This is a genomic window from Massilimicrobiota sp. An142, from assembly GCF_002160725.1.
GTDB classification, from domain to species: Bacteria; Bacillota_I; Bacilli_A; order Erysipelotrichales; family Coprobacillaceae; genus Allocoprobacillus; species Allocoprobacillus merdigallinarum.
This window is the reverse complement of sequence record NZ_NFLD01000008.1, coordinates 41671-65756: the sequence shown is the minus strand read 5'-3', so window position 1 is coordinate 65756 and position 24086 is coordinate 41671. Positions and strand designations below refer to the sequence as shown.

The 24086-nt window shown below is 30.2% G+C and carries 26 protein-coding genes and 1 other annotated feature; of the genes, 23 read left to right on the top strand and 3 right to left on the bottom strand.

Features of this window, described 5'->3' with window-relative positions; translation table 11 throughout:
• Positions 1–200 precede the first annotated feature (200 nt).
• The 7 genes from B5E87_RS05355 (at position 201) to B5E87_RS05325 (ending at position 3099) form a co-directional block, all read left to right on the top strand.
• Complete coding sequence (locus B5E87_RS05355) at positions 201–476, top strand: hypothetical protein (RefSeq protein WP_087243899.1); 276 nt, start codon at positions 201–203, stop codon at positions 474–476.
• A complete protein-coding gene (locus tag B5E87_RS05350; RefSeq protein WP_087243898.1) occupies positions 464–1006 on the top strand; it encodes a relaxase/mobilization nuclease domain-containing protein in 543 nt (180 codons plus the stop codon). Before B5E87_RS05355 ends, B5E87_RS05350 begins: the two co-directional genes overlap by 13 nt.
• A gap of 198 nt (positions 1007–1204) precedes the next feature.
• Positions 1205–1378 (top strand): helix-turn-helix domain-containing protein, encoded by a 174-nt coding sequence (locus B5E87_RS05345; protein WP_087243897.1) that lies wholly within the window; start codon positions 1205–1207, stop codon positions 1376–1378.
• A gap of 74 nt (positions 1379–1452) precedes the next feature.
• Positions 1453–1734, top strand: coding sequence for a hypothetical protein (locus tag B5E87_RS05340; protein WP_087243896.1), 282 nt, complete (start codon positions 1453–1455; stop codon positions 1732–1734).
• 135 nt (positions 1735–1869) lie between these two features.
• Positions 1870–2574 carry a DNA-processing protein DprA gene (locus tag B5E87_RS05335; RefSeq protein WP_087243895.1) on the top strand — a complete coding sequence of 235 codons (705 nt, stop codon included), beginning with the start codon at positions 1870–1872 and terminating at the stop codon, positions 2572–2574.
• Positions 2571–2918, top strand: coding sequence for a DUF2958 domain-containing protein (locus B5E87_RS05330; protein ID WP_087243894.1), 348 nt, complete (start codon positions 2571–2573; stop codon positions 2916–2918). The genes B5E87_RS05335 and B5E87_RS05330 overlap by 4 nt, the downstream gene beginning before the upstream one ends.
• Positions 2911–3099: a hypothetical protein gene (locus tag B5E87_RS05325; protein ID WP_087243893.1), complete on the top strand. Its 189-nt coding sequence runs from the start codon at positions 2911–2913 to the stop codon at positions 3097–3099. The genes B5E87_RS05330 and B5E87_RS05325 overlap by 8 nt, the downstream gene beginning before the upstream one ends.
• Before the next feature lie 22 nt (positions 3100–3121).
• Here the strand turns inward: B5E87_RS05325 and B5E87_RS05320 are convergent, their stop codons facing one another.
• Positions 3122–3454, bottom strand: a complete 333-nt coding sequence (locus B5E87_RS05320) for a helix-turn-helix domain-containing protein (protein ID WP_087243892.1) — start codon at positions 3452–3454, stop codon at positions 3122–3124.
• Positions 3455–3640: 186 nt separating this feature from the next.
• Between B5E87_RS05320 and B5E87_RS05315 the strand changes: the two genes are divergently transcribed.
• The 6 genes from B5E87_RS05315 to prfH all read left to right on the top strand — a co-directional run bounded on the left by B5E87_RS05315 (position 3641) and on the right by prfH (position 9333).
• Positions 3641–5644 (top strand): LPXTG cell wall anchor domain-containing protein, encoded by a 2004-nt coding sequence (locus B5E87_RS05315; protein WP_087243891.1) that lies wholly within the window; start codon positions 3641–3643, stop codon positions 5642–5644.
• A gap of 141 nt (positions 5645–5785) precedes the next feature.
• Positions 5786–6355: a recombinase family protein gene (locus B5E87_RS05310; protein ID WP_087243890.1), complete on the top strand. Its 570-nt coding sequence runs from the start codon at positions 5786–5788 to the stop codon at positions 6353–6355.
• Positions 6339–6788, top strand: coding sequence for a JAB domain-containing protein (locus B5E87_RS05305; RefSeq protein WP_087243889.1), 450 nt, complete (start codon positions 6339–6341; stop codon positions 6786–6788). Before B5E87_RS05310 ends, B5E87_RS05305 begins: the two co-directional genes overlap by 17 nt.
• Positions 6789–6791: 3 nt before the next feature.
• Entirely contained in the window at positions 6792–7559 is a 768-nt protein-coding gene (locus B5E87_RS05300; RefSeq protein ID WP_087243888.1) for a hypothetical protein, read from the top strand.
• A 173-nt stretch (positions 7560–7732) separates the two neighbouring features.
• Positions 7733–8749, top strand: coding sequence for an RNA ligase RtcB family protein (locus tag B5E87_RS05295; protein WP_087243887.1), 1017 nt, complete (start codon positions 7733–7735; stop codon positions 8747–8749).
• The gene (gene prfH / locus B5E87_RS05290; protein WP_087243886.1) at positions 8743–9333 is read left to right on the top strand and encodes a peptide chain release factor H; all 591 of its coding nucleotides are present in this window, start codon (positions 8743–8745) and stop codon (positions 9331–9333) included. Before B5E87_RS05295 ends, prfH begins: the two co-directional genes overlap by 7 nt.
• Before the next feature lie 155 nt (positions 9334–9488).
• Here prfH and B5E87_RS05285 read toward each other — a convergent pair whose 3' ends face one another.
• On the bottom strand, positions 9489–11123 hold the full coding sequence (locus tag B5E87_RS05285) for a hypothetical protein (protein ID WP_087243885.1): 1635 nt from the start codon (positions 11121–11123) through the stop codon (positions 9489–9491).
• Positions 11124–11249: 126 nt separating this feature from the next.
• Here B5E87_RS05285 and B5E87_RS05280 point away from each other — a divergent pair, with 126 nt between their 5' ends.
• The 3 genes from B5E87_RS05280 to B5E87_RS05270 are packed head-to-tail and all read left to right on the top strand — an operon-like array spanning position 11250 to position 14319.
• A complete protein-coding gene (locus B5E87_RS05280) occupies positions 11250–12956 on the top strand; it encodes a DEAD/DEAH box helicase family protein (protein ID WP_087243884.1) in 1707 nt (568 codons plus the stop codon).
• A 13-nt stretch (positions 12957–12969) separates the two neighbouring features.
• On the top strand, positions 12970–13218 hold the full coding sequence (locus B5E87_RS05275) for a helix-turn-helix domain-containing protein (protein ID WP_087243883.1): 249 nt from the start codon (positions 12970–12972) through the stop codon (positions 13216–13218).
• Complete coding sequence (locus B5E87_RS05270; protein ID WP_087243882.1) at positions 13219–14319, top strand: site-specific integrase; 1101 nt, start codon at positions 13219–13221, stop codon at positions 14317–14319. It begins immediately after the preceding gene.
• A gap of 286 nt (positions 14320–14605) precedes the next feature.
• Here B5E87_RS05270 and lysS read toward each other — a convergent pair whose 3' ends face one another.
• Positions 14606–16096, bottom strand: a complete 1491-nt coding sequence (gene lysS / locus B5E87_RS05265) for a lysine--tRNA ligase (protein WP_087243881.1) — start codon at positions 16094–16096, stop codon at positions 14606–14608.
• A 33-nt stretch (positions 16097–16129) separates the two neighbouring features.
• Positions 16130–16362, bottom strand: a binding site (T-box leader).
• A 170-nt stretch (positions 16363–16532) separates the two neighbouring features.
• Between lysS and B5E87_RS05260 the strand changes: the two genes are divergently transcribed.
• From B5E87_RS05260 to B5E87_RS05230, 7 genes are all read left to right on the top strand, one after another.
• Positions 16533–17063, top strand: a complete 531-nt coding sequence (locus B5E87_RS05260) for a methylated-DNA--[protein]-cysteine S-methyltransferase (protein ID WP_087243880.1) — start codon at positions 16533–16535, stop codon at positions 17061–17063.
• Between the two features lie 161 nt (positions 17064–17224).
• Positions 17225–20299, top strand: coding sequence for an ABC transporter ATP-binding protein/permease (locus tag B5E87_RS05255; protein ID WP_087243879.1), 3075 nt, complete (start codon positions 17225–17227; stop codon positions 20297–20299).
• 102 nt (positions 20300–20401) lie between these two features.
• Positions 20402–21211, top strand: coding sequence for an HAD family hydrolase (locus B5E87_RS05250; protein WP_087243878.1), 810 nt, complete (start codon positions 20402–20404; stop codon positions 21209–21211).
• A 2-nt stretch (positions 21212–21213) separates the two neighbouring features.
• Positions 21214–22158 carry an AEC family transporter gene (locus B5E87_RS05245; RefSeq protein ID WP_087243877.1) on the top strand — a complete coding sequence of 315 codons (945 nt, stop codon included), beginning with the start codon at positions 21214–21216 and terminating at the stop codon, positions 22156–22158.
• A 39-nt stretch (positions 22159–22197) separates the two neighbouring features.
• Complete coding sequence (locus tag B5E87_RS05240; RefSeq protein ID WP_087243876.1) at positions 22198–22758, top strand: NUDIX hydrolase; 561 nt, start codon at positions 22198–22200, stop codon at positions 22756–22758.
• Positions 22739–23470 carry an HAD family hydrolase gene (locus tag B5E87_RS05235; RefSeq protein WP_087243875.1) on the top strand — a complete coding sequence of 244 codons (732 nt, stop codon included), beginning with the start codon at positions 22739–22741 and terminating at the stop codon, positions 23468–23470. The genes B5E87_RS05240 and B5E87_RS05235 overlap by 20 nt, the downstream gene beginning before the upstream one ends.
• Before the next feature lie 24 nt (positions 23471–23494).
• Positions 23495–24073 carry a sugar O-acetyltransferase gene (locus B5E87_RS05230; RefSeq protein WP_087243874.1) on the top strand — a complete coding sequence of 193 codons (579 nt, stop codon included), beginning with the start codon at positions 23495–23497 and terminating at the stop codon, positions 24071–24073.
• Positions 24074–24086: the final 13 nt, after the last annotated feature.

Here is a 24086-nt window from a genome sequence, read left to right as displayed (position 1 = left end):
AGTACTAGATATTATTAGATTAATTAATCTTTAATGTTCATAATAATTTTTTTGTTCATATTAAATATTAATATTTAATTATGATACATAACATATAAGTAGAAGTATGTGTTAATCATAATGGTCATTGTCCGACCATTACGCATACTTGCTACATATCCCTTATAGGATATGACTGATATAAAAAGGAGGAAAAGAATATGGCGAAGAAAAGCATTGTAGCACGAATTGATTTTAAAACAACTCAGGAAAAGAAAGCACAGATGCAACTGAAAGCACAACAGAATGGTGTTACACTTAGTTATTTGATGAATAATCTAGTAGATTCATATTTACAAGGTGAAAGTTTTATTGTGAAGAGAAAAGAGTTTTCTTCATGCTTAGTAAGACTATTACAAGATTCACAGTGTATAAGTGATGAGGAAGTAAGAACAGCTATTCAAATGGAATTGGAGGAAATGCAATGTCTAATCTAATATATAAAAACAGACAATATCTTAATAGTGATGCACTGGAAAATGTTGTTGCATATGCATTAAGAACTGACAAAGATGATTTGGACAATCCTATGCAAAGAATAATTTGGGGAGGTCAAGGTATTATTACAAGAACACCACAGACTGCTATTGATGGATTTAATGCTGTAAAAAAAATATATCAAAGAAATGAAGGGAATCTTTTGCATCATATTATTATTACATTTAGAACACGACACAATCATAAGCCTATTACTAATTATGAGGGAATTCAGATCATGTCAAATGTAGGTTTTCAATTACTCGAAGAGGGATTTCAAAACATGTATTTTGTACATAATGAATATGATTCTATTCATGTTCATTTTATAATCAACTCTATTAATTTTATGACAGGAAAACGAATTGCTGATAAAAAATATCTAACTCATGGTATTCTTTCTAACCTGTATCAAATGACACCTAATTTGCAATGGGATTTTAGGATTGTTTATAAAAAGAATAATAAAATAGATAATCTTTATGAATAACTTTATATAATGAGTATGTAGAAAGTATAGGGATATGGAATAAGCATTACTGGTGTATTAAAAAATGTTAAATTAAGCTAAAAAAATTAGCTTTTTTAATTTTGAAAATGATCATTAAAATATGCTGTGGATTCATATTAATTGTATAAAATCAATAAAACATATAGATATACATCAAATGATAGGAGGTTTTATATTATGGATGAACCATTGATGACAGTAGAGGAAGTATCAGTAATGCTTAACATTTCAGAACAGACAATTAGAAGGTATATAAGAAGCAAGGAATTGAATGCAATCAAATTTAAAAGAAGTTATCGTATTACTAGAGATGATCTAAACAGATTTATAAAAGAACGATATGGACGTTGAGTAATAAAGATAAAGTTCAATCTTTCAATTATATATTATATCTATGAATATAAAATTGAAGGAGGTAATAAGCAATGAGTGAACTTTATATTCAAAACGTTATTCGCAGTCTTAAACAATTAGAGATTGCAAAGGAAAAAATTGATAAAGAAATCAAGGAACATGAAAGTGAAATCAAGAAGTACATGCAGATGTATAATTTAGAAGAACTTCATGGAATGAATGGGGAGAAGGTAATTTATAAGGAGATTCTTGGTCGAAGATTTGATACCAAGAGTTTCAAACAAAACTTTGCAGAATTGTATTATTCTTATATGAAAGATACAAAAAGTCTTAGATTTAAGTTCAATTATTAGGAGGATAATGCAATGGGTAAAATGGTTTTTGCTATACTGACAGCTATTGCTGTCTATATTTTTGAAAGAGATAATGGTTAGGGATTAGCATGAAGCTAATCCCATTAATTTTTATGATGAAAGGAAGATAGAAAAATGAATATAAGAGATTTAGTATTATATTTTGCATTGAAGTATGAAGGTGATTTCAATAGAATATATAATGCACTTTCAAATAAGGAAAAGTTTGATGGAGAAGCATTATGTAAAATGAAGGAACAGCTAGATTGTCAGTATATCAGTATATTTGATGAGGAATATCCTTCAGGATTAAGGAAAATCAATTGTCCACCATTTGTGCTTTTCTATAAGGGAAATATTGATTTGTTAGATGAAAAGACACTGTGTTTAATAACACCAGAAAGCAATCATTCGACACAGGAACTATTGAATCAATTTGTTGATGATATGATAGAAGATGATGAGTTTGTACTGGTTAAGCCACATAGAAGCTCTTTGGATGATTATGCAGTTAAGACTATAAAAATTATGGATAGAGGTATTTCATTCTATGGTGATGTTGATAATATAAATACACTTGTTTTTAGTGAGTATCCTTATTATGTCGAGCCACCAAAGAAGTATCTTCCTTTTTCGTATAGAATTGTCAGTGGTCTAGCAGATAAAATTGTGATGGCTCAATGCTATGATACAAATGAAGATATCATGGCACTTGCTTATGCAATTGAGCAGAATAAGGATGTCTATATGATTGGAAATGAGTATGAGCTGTATGATATATTGAATCAACAGAAAATCAAGCATATTGAAAACTATGGGGAGCTAGAGTCAGCAGTATGAAACTATTGACAAAAGAAATAGAAGAAGAATTATTGAAGTATGGCATTGATGGTCAAAGAGAACTTGTTTTTCATTCTAAGGTTATTGCTAGGTTTTTCAATCCATATGGTATAGGAACATGGCTCATTACTGGTGGAAAAAGGCTTGTGGATGGGGATTGGTTATTATTTGGGTACGTTAGTCTTATATATAATGAATGGGGATATATATTATTATCTGAATTAAAATCATTAAAATTAGGTAATAAAATTCCCATCATAGAAAGAGATAGATATCTAAGAGAAAATACAACTGTTCATGATGAGTGTGTAAGATTAGGTATCAGGGAATCTGAATATGAATGAACAAGAGTTAGATCAAATATACTATGAACTTGAAGAAATAGAAGCAATATTAGGTATATTAGCTTCGATAGAACATGATTTGTCACCACAGTACATAGGAATTGTTGCAAATCAATATCATTTTAAAATTATTAATATACGTAAAAGAATAAAGAGTAAATTAGAAAAAATAACCCCTTAGCAAAATGAATTGCTAAGGGGAACTATTCTTCAAGTATAGTTTTTGCAATCTTTATAATTAGATTAAGCTGTTTATTTGTAGCTTTAGAGCATATTTCATCAAGCTGTTTCAAATAATAGTTCTTTTCAAGCGTAGATGTTCCAGTAATAAGAAATGCGAGGTCTAATTCAAGATAGTTAGCAATGACTGATAATGTGTCTAGTGTAGGGCATGATTTACCATTCTCTATCTTTGAAATATAATAATTAGATAAATTTAAATCATTAGACATTTTTTCTTGAGTAATACCTGATTCCATTCTTTTATTTTTAATTCTTTTACCAATCATGGCATAGTCAATAGTCGAATTGAGCATAAATAATCACCTCGTATATTGTTTATCATACAAATTATTCCAAAAATTAAACACAAACTAATAGAACAAGTTGAATTAATAAGACAATATGTGATAAAATAATTTTGCTAGAAGAAAGAAGGAGATATAGAAAGATAAGATGGATATAATTATCGTTTAGTATAAAAAATTATAGGAGGGAAGCATATGAAAAAGATAGCCGTAATATTTATGGCACTAGCATTGATGATACCATTTAGTACTTCATTTATTAATGTCAATGCAGAAGATAGTGATATCATTAGAAATGATGAAACAGGGATACCTGATAAAAATTTATATCAATGGGGTGTTGAAACGTATGACTTAAATAAAGATAGCGTTTTAACGCAAAACGAGATTGATCAAAAAAATAACAATCAAACTAGCTTATCTTTACATATGAACGATAGAGATATACGTTCTTTGAAAGGAATACATTATTTTGATAATGGAAATATTTACAATTTAGATATTAGTGGCAATAAAAATCTTAAATCATTAGACGGTATAGAAGAGTTAAGTGCGATTAATGGTGGTTTAATTGCTAGTGATTGTGCTCTAGAAAGTATTGAAGGAGTGCAAAAATTTAAAAATTTAAAAGGTTTAATGGTGGATAATAATAATTTGAAAACTATACCAGATTTGACATCATTAATTAATTTGTCAGATATGGGATGTCCACATTCAAATGGCAATTATGATGGTACTGATTTTGGATGGGTATGTTTTTATGGCAATATGTTAAGCGATACTGAATTGAAAAATAAATTACCAAAACAGATATCTTCTAATCTGACATGGTTGCTATATGATTCATTTCTACAGATTAGTGATGGGGTAGTTACAGTAAATAATGTTAATGATGATAATTTGAATGTTGAATATTTTACTGAATTATTAAAAAATGACAATATTAATACCATAAGATTTTACTATCTAAGTAAGATTCCTTATCAATTGATTGAAACTTTAAATCAGTATGATAAGTGTATTACTGTTAATTATAATACTAATAATGATAAATATAGTACCTATTGGGAATTAGCACCAGAGAATACAAATACTATAAAAAATGATGTGGATTTGACATTTACAGAAAATTCACCATATGAGAAAAAAATCAAAGAAGTGACACAAGAAGATAATTTAGTATTTTATTCTTTTAATGCTAATGAAAATATTGGAAAGCAACAACATTTTTTAGGAGATACAGAATATTCTGTAATTGCTTCTATAGGTTATGAAAATTTAGATAATCCTATGGTTGGAAATGATCTTAAAGATTTATATGTATATTCATACAATGACAATACTGGTGTTATAAAGGAAACAGGTAAAGTTAGTATTAATGCTGATAACTATTTATCAATTCAGATTTCTTTAGAAAAAAATGCCAATACTGTATTTGTTTCAACAAATTCAAATTTAGCTACACCTATTAGAAATAACGTAGAAACAATTTCATCAGATCACATTGATGAAAGTCAAATTTCTCAATTGTTAAATGATGAAAATGTCGATGAAATTATTGTTAATATTAATGATGCAGATACTTTAAGTAAAAATCTTATTAATCAAATTAAGGCATCAGGAAAAACAGTTACATTTAATATTGTGGATAATGATAAAATAAAATACTCATGGAGTTTTGATGGTAGTGAGATTAAGGAAGACTATGATAAAGATATTAATCTGAATATAGAATTTAAAAGTATTTATGAAAAGGAAATAGAGAATATTAATTCAGATATAGGTAAATTTTACTTACAATTTTCACATCATGGTAATTTACCATCAATGGCTACAATGAGAGTAGATGTAAGTGATAAGTTTAAAGATGGTGATTATGTATTCTTGTATTATTATAATGAAGATACAAAAGAAGTTGAAAAAGCAAGTCAAGGTATCGAAGTAAAAAATGGATATGTTGAATTTGTTATTACTCATTGTTCAACATATTTCTTGGCTGAAAAGGAGTTGCCTACAATAGAAGTATCACATGAAGCAGATAATTCAAATATAGAAGATTTAAAAGTTGAAGATAATCAAAAAATTGAAACTACACCAGTTCAAACTGCAGATAGCAATCAATTATTATTGCCTATTATTGGTATTGCAATTTCATCTATTGCTATTGGATATCTTTTTATAAAAAGACGTAGAGCATAGTGCTTTTAGAGTATACCCTAGTGGTATACTTTTTCTTTGTACCATTAAAGTTGAATAACGTATTTTGGAACGTTCCACTTAAAATTGTGACTTAGTGGAACGCTTTTTGTTTATTAAGTTTTATGAAAAGTGGTGATAAATTTGAAAATTGGATATATCAGAGTATCAACTGTTGAACAGAATATTGCAAGACAGGAAGTCATCATGAAGAAGCTGGATGTTGAAAAAATATTTATTGATAAAATTAGTGGTAAAAATAAGGAAAGACCTATGCTTAAGGAAATGATGGATTTTGTTAGAAGTGGTGATATTGTTGTTGTAGAATCAATCAGTCGTTTTGCACGTAATACACGTGATTTGTTGGAACTGGTCGATCAATTGGTTGCTAAAGGAGTGCAATTTGTCAGCATGAAAGAAAGGATTGACACGTCTACACCATCAGGTAAGTTTATGCTTACTGTTTTTGGGGCTGTTGCTCAGCTAGAACGTGATTACATTCTTCAAAGACAAAAAGAGGGAATTGCCATAGCTAAGGTTAATGGTAAATATCAAGGTAGAAAGAAAATTCGAAATGATAGATTTGATGAAATATATGAAAAATGGAAGAATAACGAAATGACTGCTGTACAGGCAATGAAATTGCTGAATTACAGCAAGACTACCTTTTATAGAAGAGTAAAGGAGATGAAAGAAGATGAAGAAAAAAGTTGATTTTATATCATTGAAGATATGTAGAGAAAAGACAGTTGAGTATGAAAGCAAAGGTATTACAAATCCAGATAGAGCATTTGAAGCCATCAGCAATATTATTGATAATACAGATCGTGAATGTTTTGGAGTTATCATGATGAATAATGTCAATGAAATCAATTCGTTTGAGATATGTTCGGTAGGTACAGTCAATATGACATTAGCTCATCCTAGAGAGGTATTTAAGGGAGCTATACTTTCCAATGCTTCAAAGATAATGCTCTTTCATACGCATCCAAGCAATACGATTGAACCATCTCAGACAGACATTGACACAACCAAAGAGCTTATTGAAGCGTCAAAGATTTTACAGATTCCAATTATAGACCATATTATTACCAGTGAAAGAGGATATTTCAGTTTTGCCGAACATGGAATCCTATTTGGAGAGTAGCATATGGAAGCATACAAGTTTAGAAGATATAAGGTTCCTTACAAAAAGAAATATTACTATATATACATTCCCTTTGAACATGATCGTCTTTGGATCATTGACTGGGCAGACTGGTGGTATGGTGGTGCATGGATTGATGGAAATGTTCAATGTCTAAAATACTTGATTGCTAGTTTCTGTATATTAGCATTCAATCCATATGCAATAATCTATTTGCCTATAAGGAAGAATAAAAGACCAAATACATTTGCGTTTGATGATAATTGTGAATATGATATTATTTTCAGAACAACAAAAGTATGGATTGATGATAAGGATTTAAAGAAGATTGTCAAGAATCTCAAATATACTAGGTGGACGACTTATAAATGCAGAATCAATCTTGAAAGAATGAAAAGATATTTTCATGACAACATCAAAAAAATAGAAGATATTCCTGATTACAAGATTCTAGTCAATGCAGATGGTCATATCAACGGAAGCATTATCTATTATTCTTTTCCACAGGTATGGTACCAGCAAGAAGCTATTGATCTGGTAGACTATTTCTTCAATGAAATCTTTACCAAGGATGATTTTTCAGATTGCTATGATGAAAAGTATGACTGGTTTTCTAAACCATTTACAAGCTTTGTATGGAGTGGGAAAAGAAAGTCAAAATATACATATAAACGACCTTCACTGACATTCTATATTGAGTTTTATGATATTGATATCATGAATAAATATGCGAAAGAAAAGATTTATCTTGTAGATAAGAATAAAATATGATATGCTTTAAGCAATAAGAAAGGGTGTGATGGCTATGCTAAGACATATAAACAAACACAATATAATAGATAAAAGAAAAGTAGCTAATCACAAGTGTACGGAAAAACGAGCATAGTGGATTATCTGCTATGCTTTTTATATGCTCTTGTGATTGCTTGAACACAGGAGGATTTATGAAAGTTGAAATAATGAAAAATAACAAGCTATGGATGGAGGATAATGCAATAAGACAGCTCGAATTCATAGCAGATTTTAAAGGCGTTGAATCCATTGTAGGATTGCCCGATCTTCACATGGGAAAACAGCCTGTAGGGTGTACTGTCTGTACAAAGCAATTTATATATCCGTTTCTAATAGGAAATGACATTGGATGTGGAATAACCCTATATGAAACTCAGGAAAAGACAAGAAAGATAAAAGTAGAAAGACTTGTGAAAAAACTTGAGAATACAGGGATCTATGGAAAATATAGCATTGGTGGAGGAAATCATTTTATTGAATTGACTGCCATTGATAAGGTCTATAATCAAGATTTAGCTAATCAACTAGGTATTGATACAAAGAAAGCCTATTTGTTGATTCATTCAGGCTCAAGAGCTATAGGAGAATCAATCTATAGAGAATATGCTTCATTAGAAGGATTGGAAGAAGGTAGTGAAAGATTCAATTCCTATATTGAAGAACATGACAAAGCTCTTGCATATGCAAGAGATAATCGCAATCATCTTGCTGATATATTTACACAAATGGCAAATATCAAATCAGATAATAGAATTGTCATTGATTGCATACATAATTATTTGGAAATGGCTGATGGGAAATACTATCATAGAAAAGGAAGCATATCATCATTGGGTCATACCTATGCGATTATAGCAGGAACAAGAGGGAGCTCTTCTTACATAGTGAAAACTATACCTCGTAATGATGAGTTGTACTCGGTGAGTCATGGATGTGGTCGAAAGATCATGAGAAGTGAGTGTAAGGGAAAACTTCAGTCAAAATATAAAAGAGATGAACTGAAAAGAACTTCATTAGGAAGCTATGTCATATCAAAGGACAAGGCATTGTTATATGAAGAAGCAACTGAAGCGTATAAAAGAATAGATGACGTTATTGAAACACTTTTACAATATAAATGTATAGAAATTATCGCAACATTAAAACCAATGGTGACTTATAAATGTTGATACAGATTAGCGCTGGACAAGGTTCACCAAAAGAATGTGAATTAGCATGTTATCTATTCTATAAGGAACTTTTAACAGAATTTCCTAACCTTGAAGTTGTTTCAACGAATTTCAGTGATAAGCAATGTTTAAAGAGTGCTGTTTTTTACAGTGAGCAAGACCTATCTTTTTTGGAAGGAAGTGTTCAATGGAGATGTAGAAGTTTATTTAGAGAAAATCATAAAAGAAAAAACTGGTTTATTGATGTGTCTATACTGCAAGATAAATTCAGATTTGATAAGGATGATGATATTAGATATGAAGCTTTTCGTTCATCAGGTAAAGGAGGGCAAAATGTCAATAAGGTATCTACAGCCATTAGGGCTATACATATACCAACTGGAATAAGCGTAGTATCAATGGATCAGCGTAGTCAGATTCAAAATAAGAAGATTGCTTATTTAAGGTTAATGAAAAAGATAGATGAAAAAAACTCATCTATCAATAAGGTTATACAATATGAAAATTGGAATAAGCATAATCAGCTTACTAGAGGAAATCCAGTAAGGGCTTATAAGGGATTGAATTTTAAAAGGGTAAAATAATTCAGAGAGGAATTTTTCTCTCTATTTTCATTTGCAATAAAAAGTGATATAAAAATGTGACAAATTGCTATATATAGTGTTTTGTCAAAAGATATAATTTACCATTAATATTTTTGATTATTTCATTAAATGATGATGTGAATAAACTAGTAATTTTATTCAGTTTTCATAGTACGATTTTGAATGTCTTTATATATGAAAAAAATAATGTTTTCATAATTTTGAAAGAATATGTTAGAATCTTTAGAATGTTCTTCTTGAGAATGTAGTATAGATAAAATGTCAAGTCCTTTTTCAAAATCAGCAATATAGGTTGGTTTTTTAAGTTTACTGATTAAGATAGTAATATTATTAGATATTTCTTTTTCTGTACCATTTAAAAAAGCATAATTAGATATAATTGAAATTAGATAGTTTAATTGATACTGTAATTCAACTAATTCATTAATTAGATCGTTTTTATTAATAAATCTATGGACGATTTCTCTATATAAAGTTGGACTTAAAAAATTTGGAATATCTTCAAGGTAAGATTTTAGGTAATTAAAATTAGACATATTGTTTTCTGAATATTTATTTTCACTATCAATATAGATACTATTAAGATAAGTGATAGAATTATTTTTATTAATACTAAAATTTATGTATTTATCAAAATTAAAAGAAGTACTTCTTATGCTTGAATAGTTTAAAGAGATATTTTTAGAAAGGTGACTTAATAATGGGAAATTAAATTGCATAAAAAATTGAAAAATAAATAAAAAGTAAGTTTTTCTATAATATAGTTGTGAAGAAGCAGACAGTTCAAAATATTTTAAATATTTATACATGTTGAGTAGTAGAGAGTTATACTGATTATAAAATTTTTTGATTTTGTTGTCTAAATCTGATAAGTTATCAAAATTTTCTTTATCTACATTATTAAGTATACAGGACATTTCTTTTAAAATATCGTGATTAAAGATAAGAAACTGTTTATAAGTAATTTGAAAAAAATCAATAGATATCTTAGTTTCGTGTCTTCTAATATCGAAGTCGGATTTTTTATATTTAGTATAAGATTCTGATTCAGAATTCAATTCTTTGAATTTTTCAGAATTCATTATTTCGAGTGCCTTATCAAAATCTGATTGGAGTTCTGGATGTTCAGCAACTAAGGATAGTATGTCAAAAATATTACTTTTACCGTATAATTGAGCAAAATAGGTAAATTCTTTACCAAAAGTTGATATGAAATTAGGGTCTTTATCGAAAGGACCTGATATGTCTTTTGGAGAATGACCATACTTTTTAAGATATTTTGATAAATTACGATTACATTCTTTGAATTTTCTTATGTCATAGTAAATGAGTTGATCTAAAGTTACATGATCTTTTTTTTCAGTCTCATAGGTAAGATTATATAAAACAAAAAATAAAATATAAAATAATAATTCATTGTATATATTTAGTTTTGATTCGTTGCCTTTTTTTGATTTGTTGCATTTTTTTGAATCGTCCTCCAATGGTTTTGATTGTGATAAAAATTTAAATAAATCATTTGTAATCTGTTTAATGGGGTTTTTTATGTGTTTAATAAATTTTTTTATATTTTCATTGTCTATTTTATGATTTTTCTTATCAACTATGTTTAAAAGCAAATTATACAATTCATCCATTGTATCGTAATTAAAATCATATTGTAATGAAGAAGGGAATAAATAATTTTTCCTATATTCTGAATTTTTTATTTGTTTTTCATCAACTGGTTGCTTTTCATTAATTGTTAAATTGGTAAAATTTCCTAGCATAATTTTCTCCTTAAATTTTAAAAAAAGTATTGACAAAGTTTTTGAAGTGCAGTTTGTAGCTTGAAAAACTTTATTTAAAATCATGATATCATAGCACCAGAAAAATAAAAAGAGGAGGAAAAAAAGATGGATAAAAAAATGTTAATTAATCCTATCAAAAGATTGCGAACTGATGTTGTCAGAAGAATGGAGGTGGAAAATCCAATAACACTAGAAAAGCAAGCAATAAATTACTGTTATCCAATAACTGATAACCAAAATAGTTTGGAAGTGATGTTGAAGTGGAAGGAGGTTGTTATACCAGAAGATTATCTTTACATAGGTGATTATTTGATGAAAGAATTTCCAAAATGGTACAACGATTCATATATCTTTGTATGCTCGGGGACAGGAACTGGTAAGTCAACCTTTATTGAGAAATTAGCACAGCTAGGTCAATATCGCATTTTAGTTTTAACTAATCGACGAGCAAATAGAAAGCAAATTGAAAATCATTTGAAAAACAGTTGTTTAAATAGAAACTATATGCTTGTTAGGGTTCTATCATATCAAGAATTAGAAAAAGATGTAGATATGACATCTGATATATTAGACCAATTTGATTATATTGTATGTGATGAAGCGCATTATTTTCTAGCGGATTCTGATTTTAATTCTTTGACTAATCTCAGTCTTATGAAAATTATGGGAACGAAGAGAGCAATCAAGATTTTCATGAGTGCTACAAATCAATACATACAAATTCGAATTATAGAGAGATTAAAAAGAAAGTATAAGAACGAACTTTTAGTTGCACAGAAAACTTTCATTTACACTATGAAAAATAATGCTACAAAAATTCGTAATATTATCAGTTTTGAATCATTTGAACGTGATCTCTTAAAGCAAGTTATTAAATCTAAAGATAAATGGCTCGTCTTTGTGAAATCAATTCCACAAGGCAAAGATATCTATAACCAACTTTCTAAAGTTTTGGGAGAAAATGAAGTCGTATTTTTGGATAGAGAATCTGCTGATGGAGGAACTGAAATCCAAAAGAGAACATTTGAAATTTTGATTCAAGAGGAAACTTTTTATCAAAAGGTGTTAATAAGTACTTGCTTGTTGGATAATGGAGTCAATATACGTTCGACTCAATTGAGAAATATTGTTTGTTTAGACGACGATCCAGTAGAAATTGTTCAAATGATTGGCCGTAAAAGATCGGTTATAACAGAACATGACTATTTTGACTTGTATTTGATTTGTGAATCAAATCAATCTTTAGCAGTTTCTGTGGGAAATTGCTACACTAAAAAGAAGAAGTTTAAATCCGTTAAGCAAGACATTGAGGTGTATAAAGAATTAAAACCTGTGCATTATCTTAATACAAAAGAAGGTATAGATTATCGCAACATGAGCTATTATGATCCTTATGTATTTGGTTATAGATTCAATTATTTAGGATTTTCAAAAATGTATACCGAAATTAATAACTTAAATCAGTTAAGAATGGCTGAGAATCCATTTGATGTCAAGGTGAACTGGGTTTTAGAAAAAGTTGGAGGAAGTATTGAGGGGGAAATATTGTCATCAAGTCGATTGAACGCCGATAGATTTCTTCTTTCAATTCAAGATTTACTCAATAAGGAATTTCCTTATGAAACAAAAAAAGACCAAAAATATTTTCACTCTGTGATGTCAAAACATTTTTGGGAATGGTTCAAAAAAGAAAAAGGGGAACGAAATGATCGTCCACTATCTGTTGATAAGCTAAAAGAAAAATTCATCATGTTAGACATCGGATTGGATTTTGTCATTGAAAATGGGAAAATAAAATTAATTAAAATTTGAGGAGGAGAGAATTATGTCTGAAATTAGAATGTTTACTCGAGAAGAAGTTGCTGAAATCTTACATGTTCACGTAAATATGATTAGTATATTACGTGAAGAGGGGCTATTGCAAGCAATTAAGGTTGGAAAAAATTACATTTTTCCAAAGTCAACCATTATTGAATTTGAGCGAAACTATTTAGGGCTAGACTGTAGTAATAGAGCAAAAGCAATCGAAAGTAAGCGCATTGTTGATTCAAAGAAGAATAAGGATGTTAATTAGATGGCTCTAAGAAAAGAAAAAAATGGGACTTGGACATTTTATGGACAATTCCCAAAACAGTCAAATGCTAAGACGAGATACTATAAAAAAAGAGGCTTTAAAACACGCAAAGAAGCTAAATTTGCTGAAATAAAGTTTCTCGAAGATCATCAAAAAATACCTACTAGTCAAATACAACTTAAAGATGTTATTAGGGAGTATCATATAGATGCTCCCCTCTCTTTAAAAGAATCAACATTAAAAGGATATAAAAGAATTGAAAATAATATTATTATTCCTACTTTTGGAAATAGATGTATTAATGAAATCACTTCTTTTGAAATTCAAAGATGGATTAATAATATCTATAGTGATGGAGTTAATGGGAAAAAATATGCTGATGAAACAATTAAAGGAATATTACTACATTTATCAGGATTACTTACATACGCTGTTAAACGTGACTGGCTTATTAAAAACCCATGTTCCTCAGTAAAACAGCCTAAAAATCCCAATGCTAAACCTAAAGAAAAGACTAGCAAAGATAATTATTGGGAAATTGATGAATATAATAAGTTTATGGAACATATTGAGGATGAACAAAGATATGATATCTATGAATTTTGTTTTTATACAGGAGTAAGGATTGGAGAACTATGTGCTTTGCAATGGAAACACATTGATTTAATTTTAGGAACAATAACCATTGAACAATCTTTAAGTGCTTTAACATCTAAAATTACATCCCCTAAAACTGGTAATTCATATCGAACTATAAAATTGCCTCATAAGATTGTTGAAAAACTTACAACAAGATATAATTACATTAGTCAATTAAGAAATTTTAATGATGAATGGTTTATCTTTGGTGATCAAAAATATATTTCTAATGGAACAATAAGAAGATGGTTTAATGAAGATGTAAAGAAATATGGAGTTAAACCTATTACTTTTCATGGTCTACGTCATTCTCACGCTTCATATTTATTATCTAACCCTATGCTATCTGAACAACTAATTGCTGATAGGTTAGGACATACAGTTAAAACTCTTAGAGATACGTATTTTCACATATATAAGAAACATAGAAAATTATTAGATGACTATATTGATAATTTATAAATGAAAAAGAAGCGATTGCTTCTTTTTTCAATCTAAAATGTCCACTATAAAAAAGTATGTCCATTTTATAAATGTGGTATAAAAATCTTCAAAAACATACAAAAATTAATTTCTCATATGTCCACTTTATGTCCAGTATAATAATTTATCTAAAATCATTATTCATAAAAAAGCACATATTTAATTCATTATAAACATCTAAAACCATTTTATAAATTCATAAATATGTGCTATATTTTCATTATATTTTTAATTTATAAAATCAAAATTATCTTGATTTTATCGACTATTTTGCTCTTGGTTTCATCTGAGGGAACAAGATAACTTCTTGGATAGATTCTTGACCAGTTAACAACATAACAAGTCTATCAATACCCATTCCCATTCCACCTGTTGGTGGTAATCCGTATTCCAAAGCTTCTACATAATCTAAATCCATTTCGTTAGCTTCATCATTTCCAAGTTCTTTTTCTTTTAACTGATTTGCAAATCTTTCATATTGATCATCAGGATCATTTAATTCGTTGAATGCATTTGCATATTCATTACCACAGATAAATAATTCAAATCTCTGTGTGAAACGAGGATCTTGAGGATTTTTTCTTGCTAGTGGAGAAATTTCTACAGGATGTCCATAAACAAATGTAGGATCAACAATTGTTTCTTCTACATATTTTTCAAAGAATTCATTAATAATATGACCATAACCAAAGTGTGCTTCGACTTCAATACCATGTTCTTCAGCTAATTTTTTCGCATCTTCAAAAGTCATATCTCCTGCAAAATCAATTCCAGTTTGTTCTTTAATAGCATCTGTCATAGAAATACGTTTAAATCCAGGAGCTAAAGAAAGCTGATGTCCTTTATATTCAATATCATATGTACCACAAACATCTTTCGCAGCATTAGAAATGATACCTTCAGTTAAATCCATCATTCCTTCTAGATCACTAAATGCTTTATAAACTTCAATTGTTGTAAATTCTGGATTATGAGTTCTATCCATACCTTCATTTCTAAATAAACGTCCAATTTCATAAACAGCATCCATACCACCAACAATTAATCTTTTTAAAGATAATTCAGTCGCAATTCTTAAATAATAATTCATATCTAAAGTATTATGATGTGTAATAAATGGACGAGCAGAAGCACCACCTAAAATGGGATTTAATACAGGTGTTTCAACTTCAGTATATCCTAAACCATCAAGATAATGTTGAATAGAACGAATAATCTTTGGTCTTGTAAAAGCAATCTTTCTTGCTTCTTCATTCATAATTAAATCAACATATCTTCTTCTATATCTTTCTTCAACGTCATTTAAACCATGATATTTTTCAGGTAAAGGACGTAATGCTTTTGTTAAGTGAATATACTCAGAAGCTTTGACAGATAATTCACCAGTATTTGTCACAAAGACAGTCCCAACAATCCCAACGATATCTCCAATATCACTTTTTGTTAAAACTTCATAACTGTATTCACCAATAACATCTTTTCTGACATAAATTTGGATTTGTCCTTCTTTATCTTGAATATGCATGAAACATACTTTACCTTTACGACGTTTTGTCATAATTCTTCCAGCAACTTTGACTTCAATCGCAGCTTCTTCTAATTCTTCATGTGTTTTTCCTGCATATTTTTCTTTGATCTCTGTTGAAAAAGCAGTGACATCAAATCTTTGCCCAAATGGATCAATACCTTTTTCTCTTAAAAAATTTAACTTTTCACGTCTTACTAATTCCTGTTCACTAAAATGTCTTTCTTCCATAATATCTCCTTTCCAATAAAAAAACTCCCATCCACAAGGGACGAGAGATTATCGTGTTACCACCCTCATTCGTTTATGCATCACTGCATAAACCTTTTCAACTCCTATCAGAGTCTAGCCTGTAACGCGGCACACGTTATTTTATCACATACGATCCAAAATACGGCTCCTAGTCTTTATTCGTCGTTACTATGATTGTCCATTTCCACCATCAGGACTCTCTTGTTATCAATCATAACAATTACTCTTCTATTCATCGCCTTTTTTCTATACGCCTGTATTATATAAATAAACTTTCTTGTTGTCAAGACTGCATTTTTTATTTCATTTGAGACTTCATTATGATTATCATATTCATCAAGAATGAACTTATATATGACAGAATAGTTGTATAGAAAAATAGGGAATGATAAAATGATGATAAGGAGTGAGACTTATGTATTATCAGACATATTATCAATCACCTTTAGGAAATCTTTTGTTGGTATGTGATGAAGAAGGTTTGATTGGATTATGGATTGAAGGGCAGAAATACTTTTTAGGAAATATCAAAGAAAATATTATAAAGAAAGATAATCATCCCATATTGATACAAACTCAAAAATGGTTAGATGATTATTTTCATCAAAGACAACCTTCCATCAATGATTTAAAATTAACACCAAAAGGCACACAGTTTCAACAGATGGTATGGAAAATATTGTGTGAGATTCCTTATGGTCAAACAATGACTTATGGGGAAATTGCTAAAAAGGTGGCAAAAGCATTAAATAAAAAAACAATGTCAGCTCAGGCAGTAGGTGGGGCTGTTGGGCATAATCCTATATCCATCATTATTCCATGTCATCGTGTTGTAGGAAAAGATGGAAGTTTAACAGGATATGCGGGTGGTATTGATAATAAAATCAAGTTATTACAATTAGAGAATGTTGATATGACACGTTTATATGAACCTCGCCAGAGATAAAGAATATATAAGTATGTATATTCTTTTTTTGTGGGAATATATAAAAAGAGGACTATTTCCGGGGAAATATGTCGATATACGATAGAAATATATAAATGTTCATTTTCAATTCAAATAAAAAGGATTTAATAGTATATATTCTATATAAAGGGGATAAGAGAATGCTACAAATTAAGAATATATATAAACAATATAAAACGGGTGATTTAGTTCAAAAGGCATTAGATGGCGTAAGTCTTAATCTCAGAGATAATGAATTTGTTGCGATATTAGGACCAAGTGGAAGTGGAAAGACAACACTTTTAAATATTATTGGTGGATTAGATCGTTATGATAAAGGTGATTTGATTATCAATGGCATTTCGACTAAAAAGTATAAAGATAGAGATTGGGATTCCTATCGTAATCATACCATAGGTTTTGTCTTTCAAAGCTATAATCTGATTCCTCATCAGACTGTCCTGGCTAATGTTGAATTGGCTTTGACGATATCTGGTATTTCTAAAGCAGAGCGTAAAAAGAGAGCAAAGCAAGCTTTGGAAAAGGTGGGTTTAGGTAATCAGGGACACAAGAAACCAAATCAAATGTCTGGAGGACAAATGCAGCGTGTCGCCATTGCAAGAGCGTTGGTTAATGATCCAGATATTTTACTCGCCGATGAACCTACTGGGGCACTTGATAGTGATACCAGTGTTCAGGTTATGGAACTGTTAAAAGAAGTTGCCAAAGATCGTCTTGTTGTGATGGTAACACATAATCCTGAATTGGCAGAAGCTTATGCAACACGTATTGTTGAATTAAGAGATGGAACAATCCGTAGTGATTCTGATCCATATGAATTCAGTGAACATGAATTGGATAAACCAAGACATGAAAACATGGGAAAATCTTCAATGTCCTTTTTAACAGCTTTATCTTTAAGTTTTAATAACTTACGTACCAAAAAAGCCCGTACGATTTTAACATCTTTTGCGGGGTCTATTGGAATTATTGGGATTGCATTGATATTATCGCTTTCTAATGGTGTCAATCAATATATTCGATCAATTGAAGAAGAAACATTATCTGAATATCCACTGCAAATACAAAGTACAGGTTTTGATATGACATCTTTGATGGTAGATGTTCAAGATGGTCAAAGTGAAAATAAAGAAGAAGGCCAGATACAAGTTATTCAAATGATTACCAATATGTTTTCAAAGATTGGTTCTAATGACTTGGCTTCTTTAAAAGAATATTTAGATAGTGGTGACAGTCATATTAAAGAATATACAAATGCTGTAGAGTATACGTATAATGTATCACCACAAATATACAGTACAGATACAGAAAATATCAGACAGGTTCATCCTGATAAATCGTTTCAATCACTTGGTTTAGGCTCTTCAAGTAGTGGAAACAGCATGATGTCAACAATGATGAGTACCGATGTTTTTTATGAAATGCCTAGTGATGAAAGTCTATATGTAGATCAATATGATGTTAAAGCGGGACGTTGGCCAAAGGCTTATAATGAGTGTGTTCTGGTTTTAACACAAAATGGTAAGATTAATGATTTAATGTCGTATACATTGGGGTTAAGAGATTTTTCTGAATTAGATGATATGGTAGATAAGTTCTCTCAAGAGGAAGAAGTCAATGCTCCAGAGAATACAGATACTTATTTATATGAAGATGTATTAGGAAAAGAGTTTAAGCTTGTCAATGCAGCAGATTATTATGAATATGATGAAGAATATGATTTATATAGAGATAAAACAGATAATCAATCCTATATGAAAAAATTGATTGAAAATGGTGAAACTATAAAAATTGTTGGGATTGTTCAACCAGCCAAAGGAACAACAGCGACAATGCTTCAAACGGGTATTGGTTATCCCCAGTCACTGACAACACATGTGATTGAACAAGCTCAAGCAAGTGAAATTGTGAAAAAACAATTAGAAAATAAAGATATTGACGTGTTTACAGGTAATGCTTTTAATGAAGCTAATAATAAAGAGTTTGATATGAATTCATTGTTTAGTGTTGATACAGAGAAGTTAAAGAGTGCGTTTTCAATAGATCAAAGTCAATTGACAAAAGGAATGGGTGAGCTGGATTTAAGCCAGATTCAATTAGATATGTCAAATATGCCTTCTATTGATATGGATGCAATCTTATCACAATTAAATGTTGAGTTTACAAGAGAACAGATTGAATCTTTAAGTCAAAGTATCACAACTGATTTTCAAAATTATATGGTTGAAAATCAGTTGACGGATTCAACTCAGATACAGACTTATTTTATGACTTATATTAAAACATCTCGTGCACAAAGTTTGATTCAACAAAATGTTATTCAATTACTTCAAGATAGTGGTTTAACAGGGCAGTTTGAAACATTATTACAAAATCAGATTCAAACAATGATGACACAATATACAGCACAGATTTCTCAATCCTTAGAAGAACAAATCAGTGCTCAAATGTCTAAACAAATGGGAACATTAGCTCAAAATATGCAATCAGCGATTCAAATTGATCCAACTGCATTTTCTGAAGCTATTCAAATGAATATGAGTGAAGAAGAGTTGTCTGAACTTATGGTCTCACTTATGACAACAGAAACTTCAACTTATGAAAATAATTTAAAAACATTAGGATATGCTGATTTTGATGAACCTAGTGGCATTAATATTTATCCAAAAGATTTTGAAACAAAACAAAATGTTGTGAATATTTTAGATGATTATAATGCCAAAATGGAAAAAACTGATGAAGATAAAGTGATTTCTTATACAGATTATGTAGGTACTTTAATGTCATCAGTAACTGACATTATTAATGTGATTAGTTATGTACTGATTGCCTTTGTCGCTATTTCTTTAGTCGTATCTTCTATTATGATTGGTGTTATTACTTATATCAGTGTCTTAGAACGACAAAAAGAAATTGGAATCTTGCGTGCAATAGGTGCATCTAAGCGTAATATTTCACAAGTTTTCAATGCCGAAACATTTATTATAGGATTACTTGCAGGTGTTTTAGGTATTGTGATTACATTGTTATTGTTGATACCAGGAAACATGATTATTCATTCGATTGCTGGTAATGTAGATGTCAGTGCCTCTTTACCAGTGGCAGGTGGTGTCATCTTAGTTGTGCTTAGCGTTGTTTTAACTTTGATTGGTGGTATTATTCCTTCCAGCAAAGCAGCGAAGAGTGATCCTGTTTCAGCATTACGTAGTGAGTAAAGACAAACGAAATGTTTGTCTTTTTCTATTTCCATTCTTGAAAAAAGAAAGCAAAATCAATCAAAAACTTATATAATAGATATCAGTTATGGGGGTGGAATCATGCAATCAAAAATATTATTTTTTGATGTTGATGGAACATTATTAGATACTACTAGAGGTATTCCTGACATACCACAAGGGGCTCTTTACCAATTAAAAAGAATTCAAGAGCAGGGACATAAAATATTTATATCCAGTGGTAGACCTAAAGCTATGATCAATCAGTATTTATTAAATGTAGGATTTGATGGATATATATTAGCCAATGGTGGATATGTTGAAATTGATGGGCAATCTATTTATGAAGATAGAATGGATTACAAACTATGTGTGAAAACTGTTCAGATGCTAGAAGACCTGCGATGTGACTATATGTTAGAAACAGCTGATGCGATTTATATTGATCCTAGCTATCATGAACTTTATGATTTCTTTTCTCAGGCTGGTATGAAAGAAATGTTCCAATTGGATTTTGATAAAGATGAGGTTTTAAAAAGAACAATCAAGATAGAAGCTAATGTTTTAAATAAAGATAAAGCAAAAATAGAAAATTATATTCAGGATAAATTTGGCAGTGTTATTCATCATGATGAACATGGCAGTGAAAATGCTTTTGAATTCTTTTCACCAACCATTTCTAAAGCTGTCGGCATTCAAAAAGTTTTAGATTATTATCATGTGAGTCGTCAACAGACATATGCTTTTGGGGATGGATTGAATGATATGGAAATGATTGAATATTGTGAAGTTGGTGTTGCGATGGGGAATGCTGTTGAAGTATTAAAACAAAAAGCAGATCTGGTTTGTTGTGCTATTGAAAATCAGGGCTTAGAACGTATTTTAAAAATATTATTTCCTGATGAGGTTTAAACATGGATAGTTTATTATTTAGTTTCAATGCGACAGTTCCAGTTTTCTTGATGATGGTTTTAGGAATGCTTTTAAGAAAGTTAGGGTGGATGAGTGAAGAATTTGCTTCTCAATTAAATCGTTTTGTCTTTATGCTTCCTTTGCCAGTTCTTTTGTTTCAAGATTTGGCGACAGTTGATTTTTTAGAAGTATGGAATTTTTCTTTTGTTGCATTTTGTTTTGTTGTGACACTTATAAGTATTTTGATTGCGATGATAATATCAAAATTTTTAAAAGATAAAAGTATTCAAGGTGAATTTATTCAGGCAACGTATCGCAGTAGTGCAGCCTTGCTGGGAGTCGCTTTAATTCAAAACATATATGGAAGTTCTACAATGGGACCACTAATGATTATAGGAAGTGTACCTTTATATAATATATTTGCTGTGATTATCTTGTCTTTCTATCAGCCTCATGGGGATGGAGTCAATTGTGATTTATTGAAGAAGACATGTCTAGGAATATTAAAGAATCCGATTATTATTGGGATTGCAGTTGGATTTTTATGGTCTTTATGTTCTTTACCAATGCCGACCATTCTTTCAAAAAGTGTATCCTATGTTGCCAATATGGCTACACCATTAGGTTTGATAGCGATGGGTGCTTCTTTTCGTTTGGATAAAGCTATCAGTCAGATAAAACCTGCCTTTTTAGCATCTTTCTTTAAATTGTTTGGATTCTGTTTCCTGTTTTTACCACTTGCTATCATCTTAGGTTTTCGTCAGGAACAGTTAATAGCTATTTTGGTTATGCTAGGTTCTGCATCAACAGTGACATGTTATGTCATGGCAAAGAATATGGGACATGCTGGTGTTTTAAGCAGTAATGTTGTCATGTTAACAACATTACTGAGTGGTTTTTCTTTAACATTTTGGATATGGGTTTTAAGAGTTTTATCTTTTATTTAAAATGTAAAATGTAGTAGAATAGAAAGAGGTGATGAGTTGATGGAATATTTAGATATCGTAGATGAAATGGGAAATCCAACGGGAGAAATTGTAGAAAGAGAATATGCACATCGTCATGGCATTCGTCATCGTACTAGCCATGTCTGGTTATTAAGAAAAAAGCAGGATGTCGAAATTCTTTTACAGAAACGTAGCCTCAATAAAGATTCTTATCCGGGATGTTATGATATTTCAAGTGCTGGTCATATTCCAGCAGGAAGTGACTTTGAAACTTCGGCATTACGTGAATTAAAAGAGGAACTGGGAGTCGAGACGACAAAGGGTGAATTACATTATATTGGTACAAGTTACAGCAATAGCCACAATGTATTTCATGAAAAACCATTTCATAATGTACAAGTTTCGCATGTTTATGTCTTATGGTATGATGGCGATTTTGTCTTGCAAAAAGAAGAAGTGGAAGAAGTTCAATGGATGCCACTTGCCAAATGCCAACAATTGGTTTTACATAAACAAGTTCCTCATTGCATTAAGATAGAAGAATTACAGATGATAGATTATTATTTAAAAGGAGTCAACAATGAAAGCATTAGCCAGTGATTTTGATGGAACATTATATTTTGAAGATGGTGTCAAAGAAAATGATCAACAAGCTATTGTTCATTTTCAAAAACATCATTTATTTGGATTATGTACAGGTAGACCATTGATAGGTGTACAACATTATATCAAAGATTGTATTCAACCAGATTTTTATATTGTAAGCAGTGGCGCTTGCATTTTAGATAAAGAATGTCATGTCTTATATGAACAGACAATATCTAAAGAGATTATGAAAGCTATTTATCAACAATATCATCAAAAAGCTGAAGTTTCTATTCAGGCAGATTTTCGTATTTATACATTAGTGAAAGATTCAAAAATTCCAATAGCTCAAACATATGTAGAGTCTATTGATTGTATTGGAGATGAACATATTTTTGGATTATCAATTAATGCTGTTCATGAACAACAGGCCAAAGAATGGACACATGATTTAAATGAAACATGCAAAGAAATTATTGCTTTTCAAAATAAAGAATATATAGATATTGTTAAAAGAGGATGTTCTAAAGGAGAAGCAGTCAAGAAATTGAAAGAATTATTGCATTTGGATATGGTCTATGGCATAGGAGATTCTTATAATGATATTCCTATGTTAGAAAGTGCTGATTGTTCATTTACATTTCATGATTCACCACAAATTGTTCAAGAAAAGGCAACACATATCGTATCATCTATCAGTGAAGCCATTGAGATGATTAATGATTAAGAAATGATTGAAAAGGAGAAAGTCATGAGTAGTGAATTAGAAAAGATGGAACGTGGAGAATGGTATGATGCCAATAATGATGCTCAATTATTAGAAATGCGCATAAAAGCTAAAGATCTATGCTTTGATTTAGATCATACAAGACCTGGGGATGTTGAAAAAAGAAAAGACATCTTGACACAGTTATTAGGTTATTATCCAGAAAATCTGGAAATTATAAGTCCATTTATGTGTGATTATGGAAGTCGTATTCAATTAGGAAAGAATATTTTTATTAATAGCTCTTGTTATTTTATGGATGGTGGAAGTATCACAATAGGTGATTATGTTTTTGTAGGTCCATATTGTGGTTTTTATACAGCGAATCATCCTCTAGACTATCAAAAACGTAATCAGGGATTAGAAATTGCTTTGCCTATTCGTGTGGGAAGTAATGTCTGGTTTGGCGCTCATGTTTCCGTCATGCCAGGAGTCACGATTGGTGATGATTGTGTCATTGGGGCAGGAAGTGTAGTGACCAAAGATATACCACCACATAGTCTTGCTTATGGAAATCCATGTCGAGTTGTGAAACAATGGGATGAAAATCAGAAATCTTTCTGATTTTTTTCTTTTT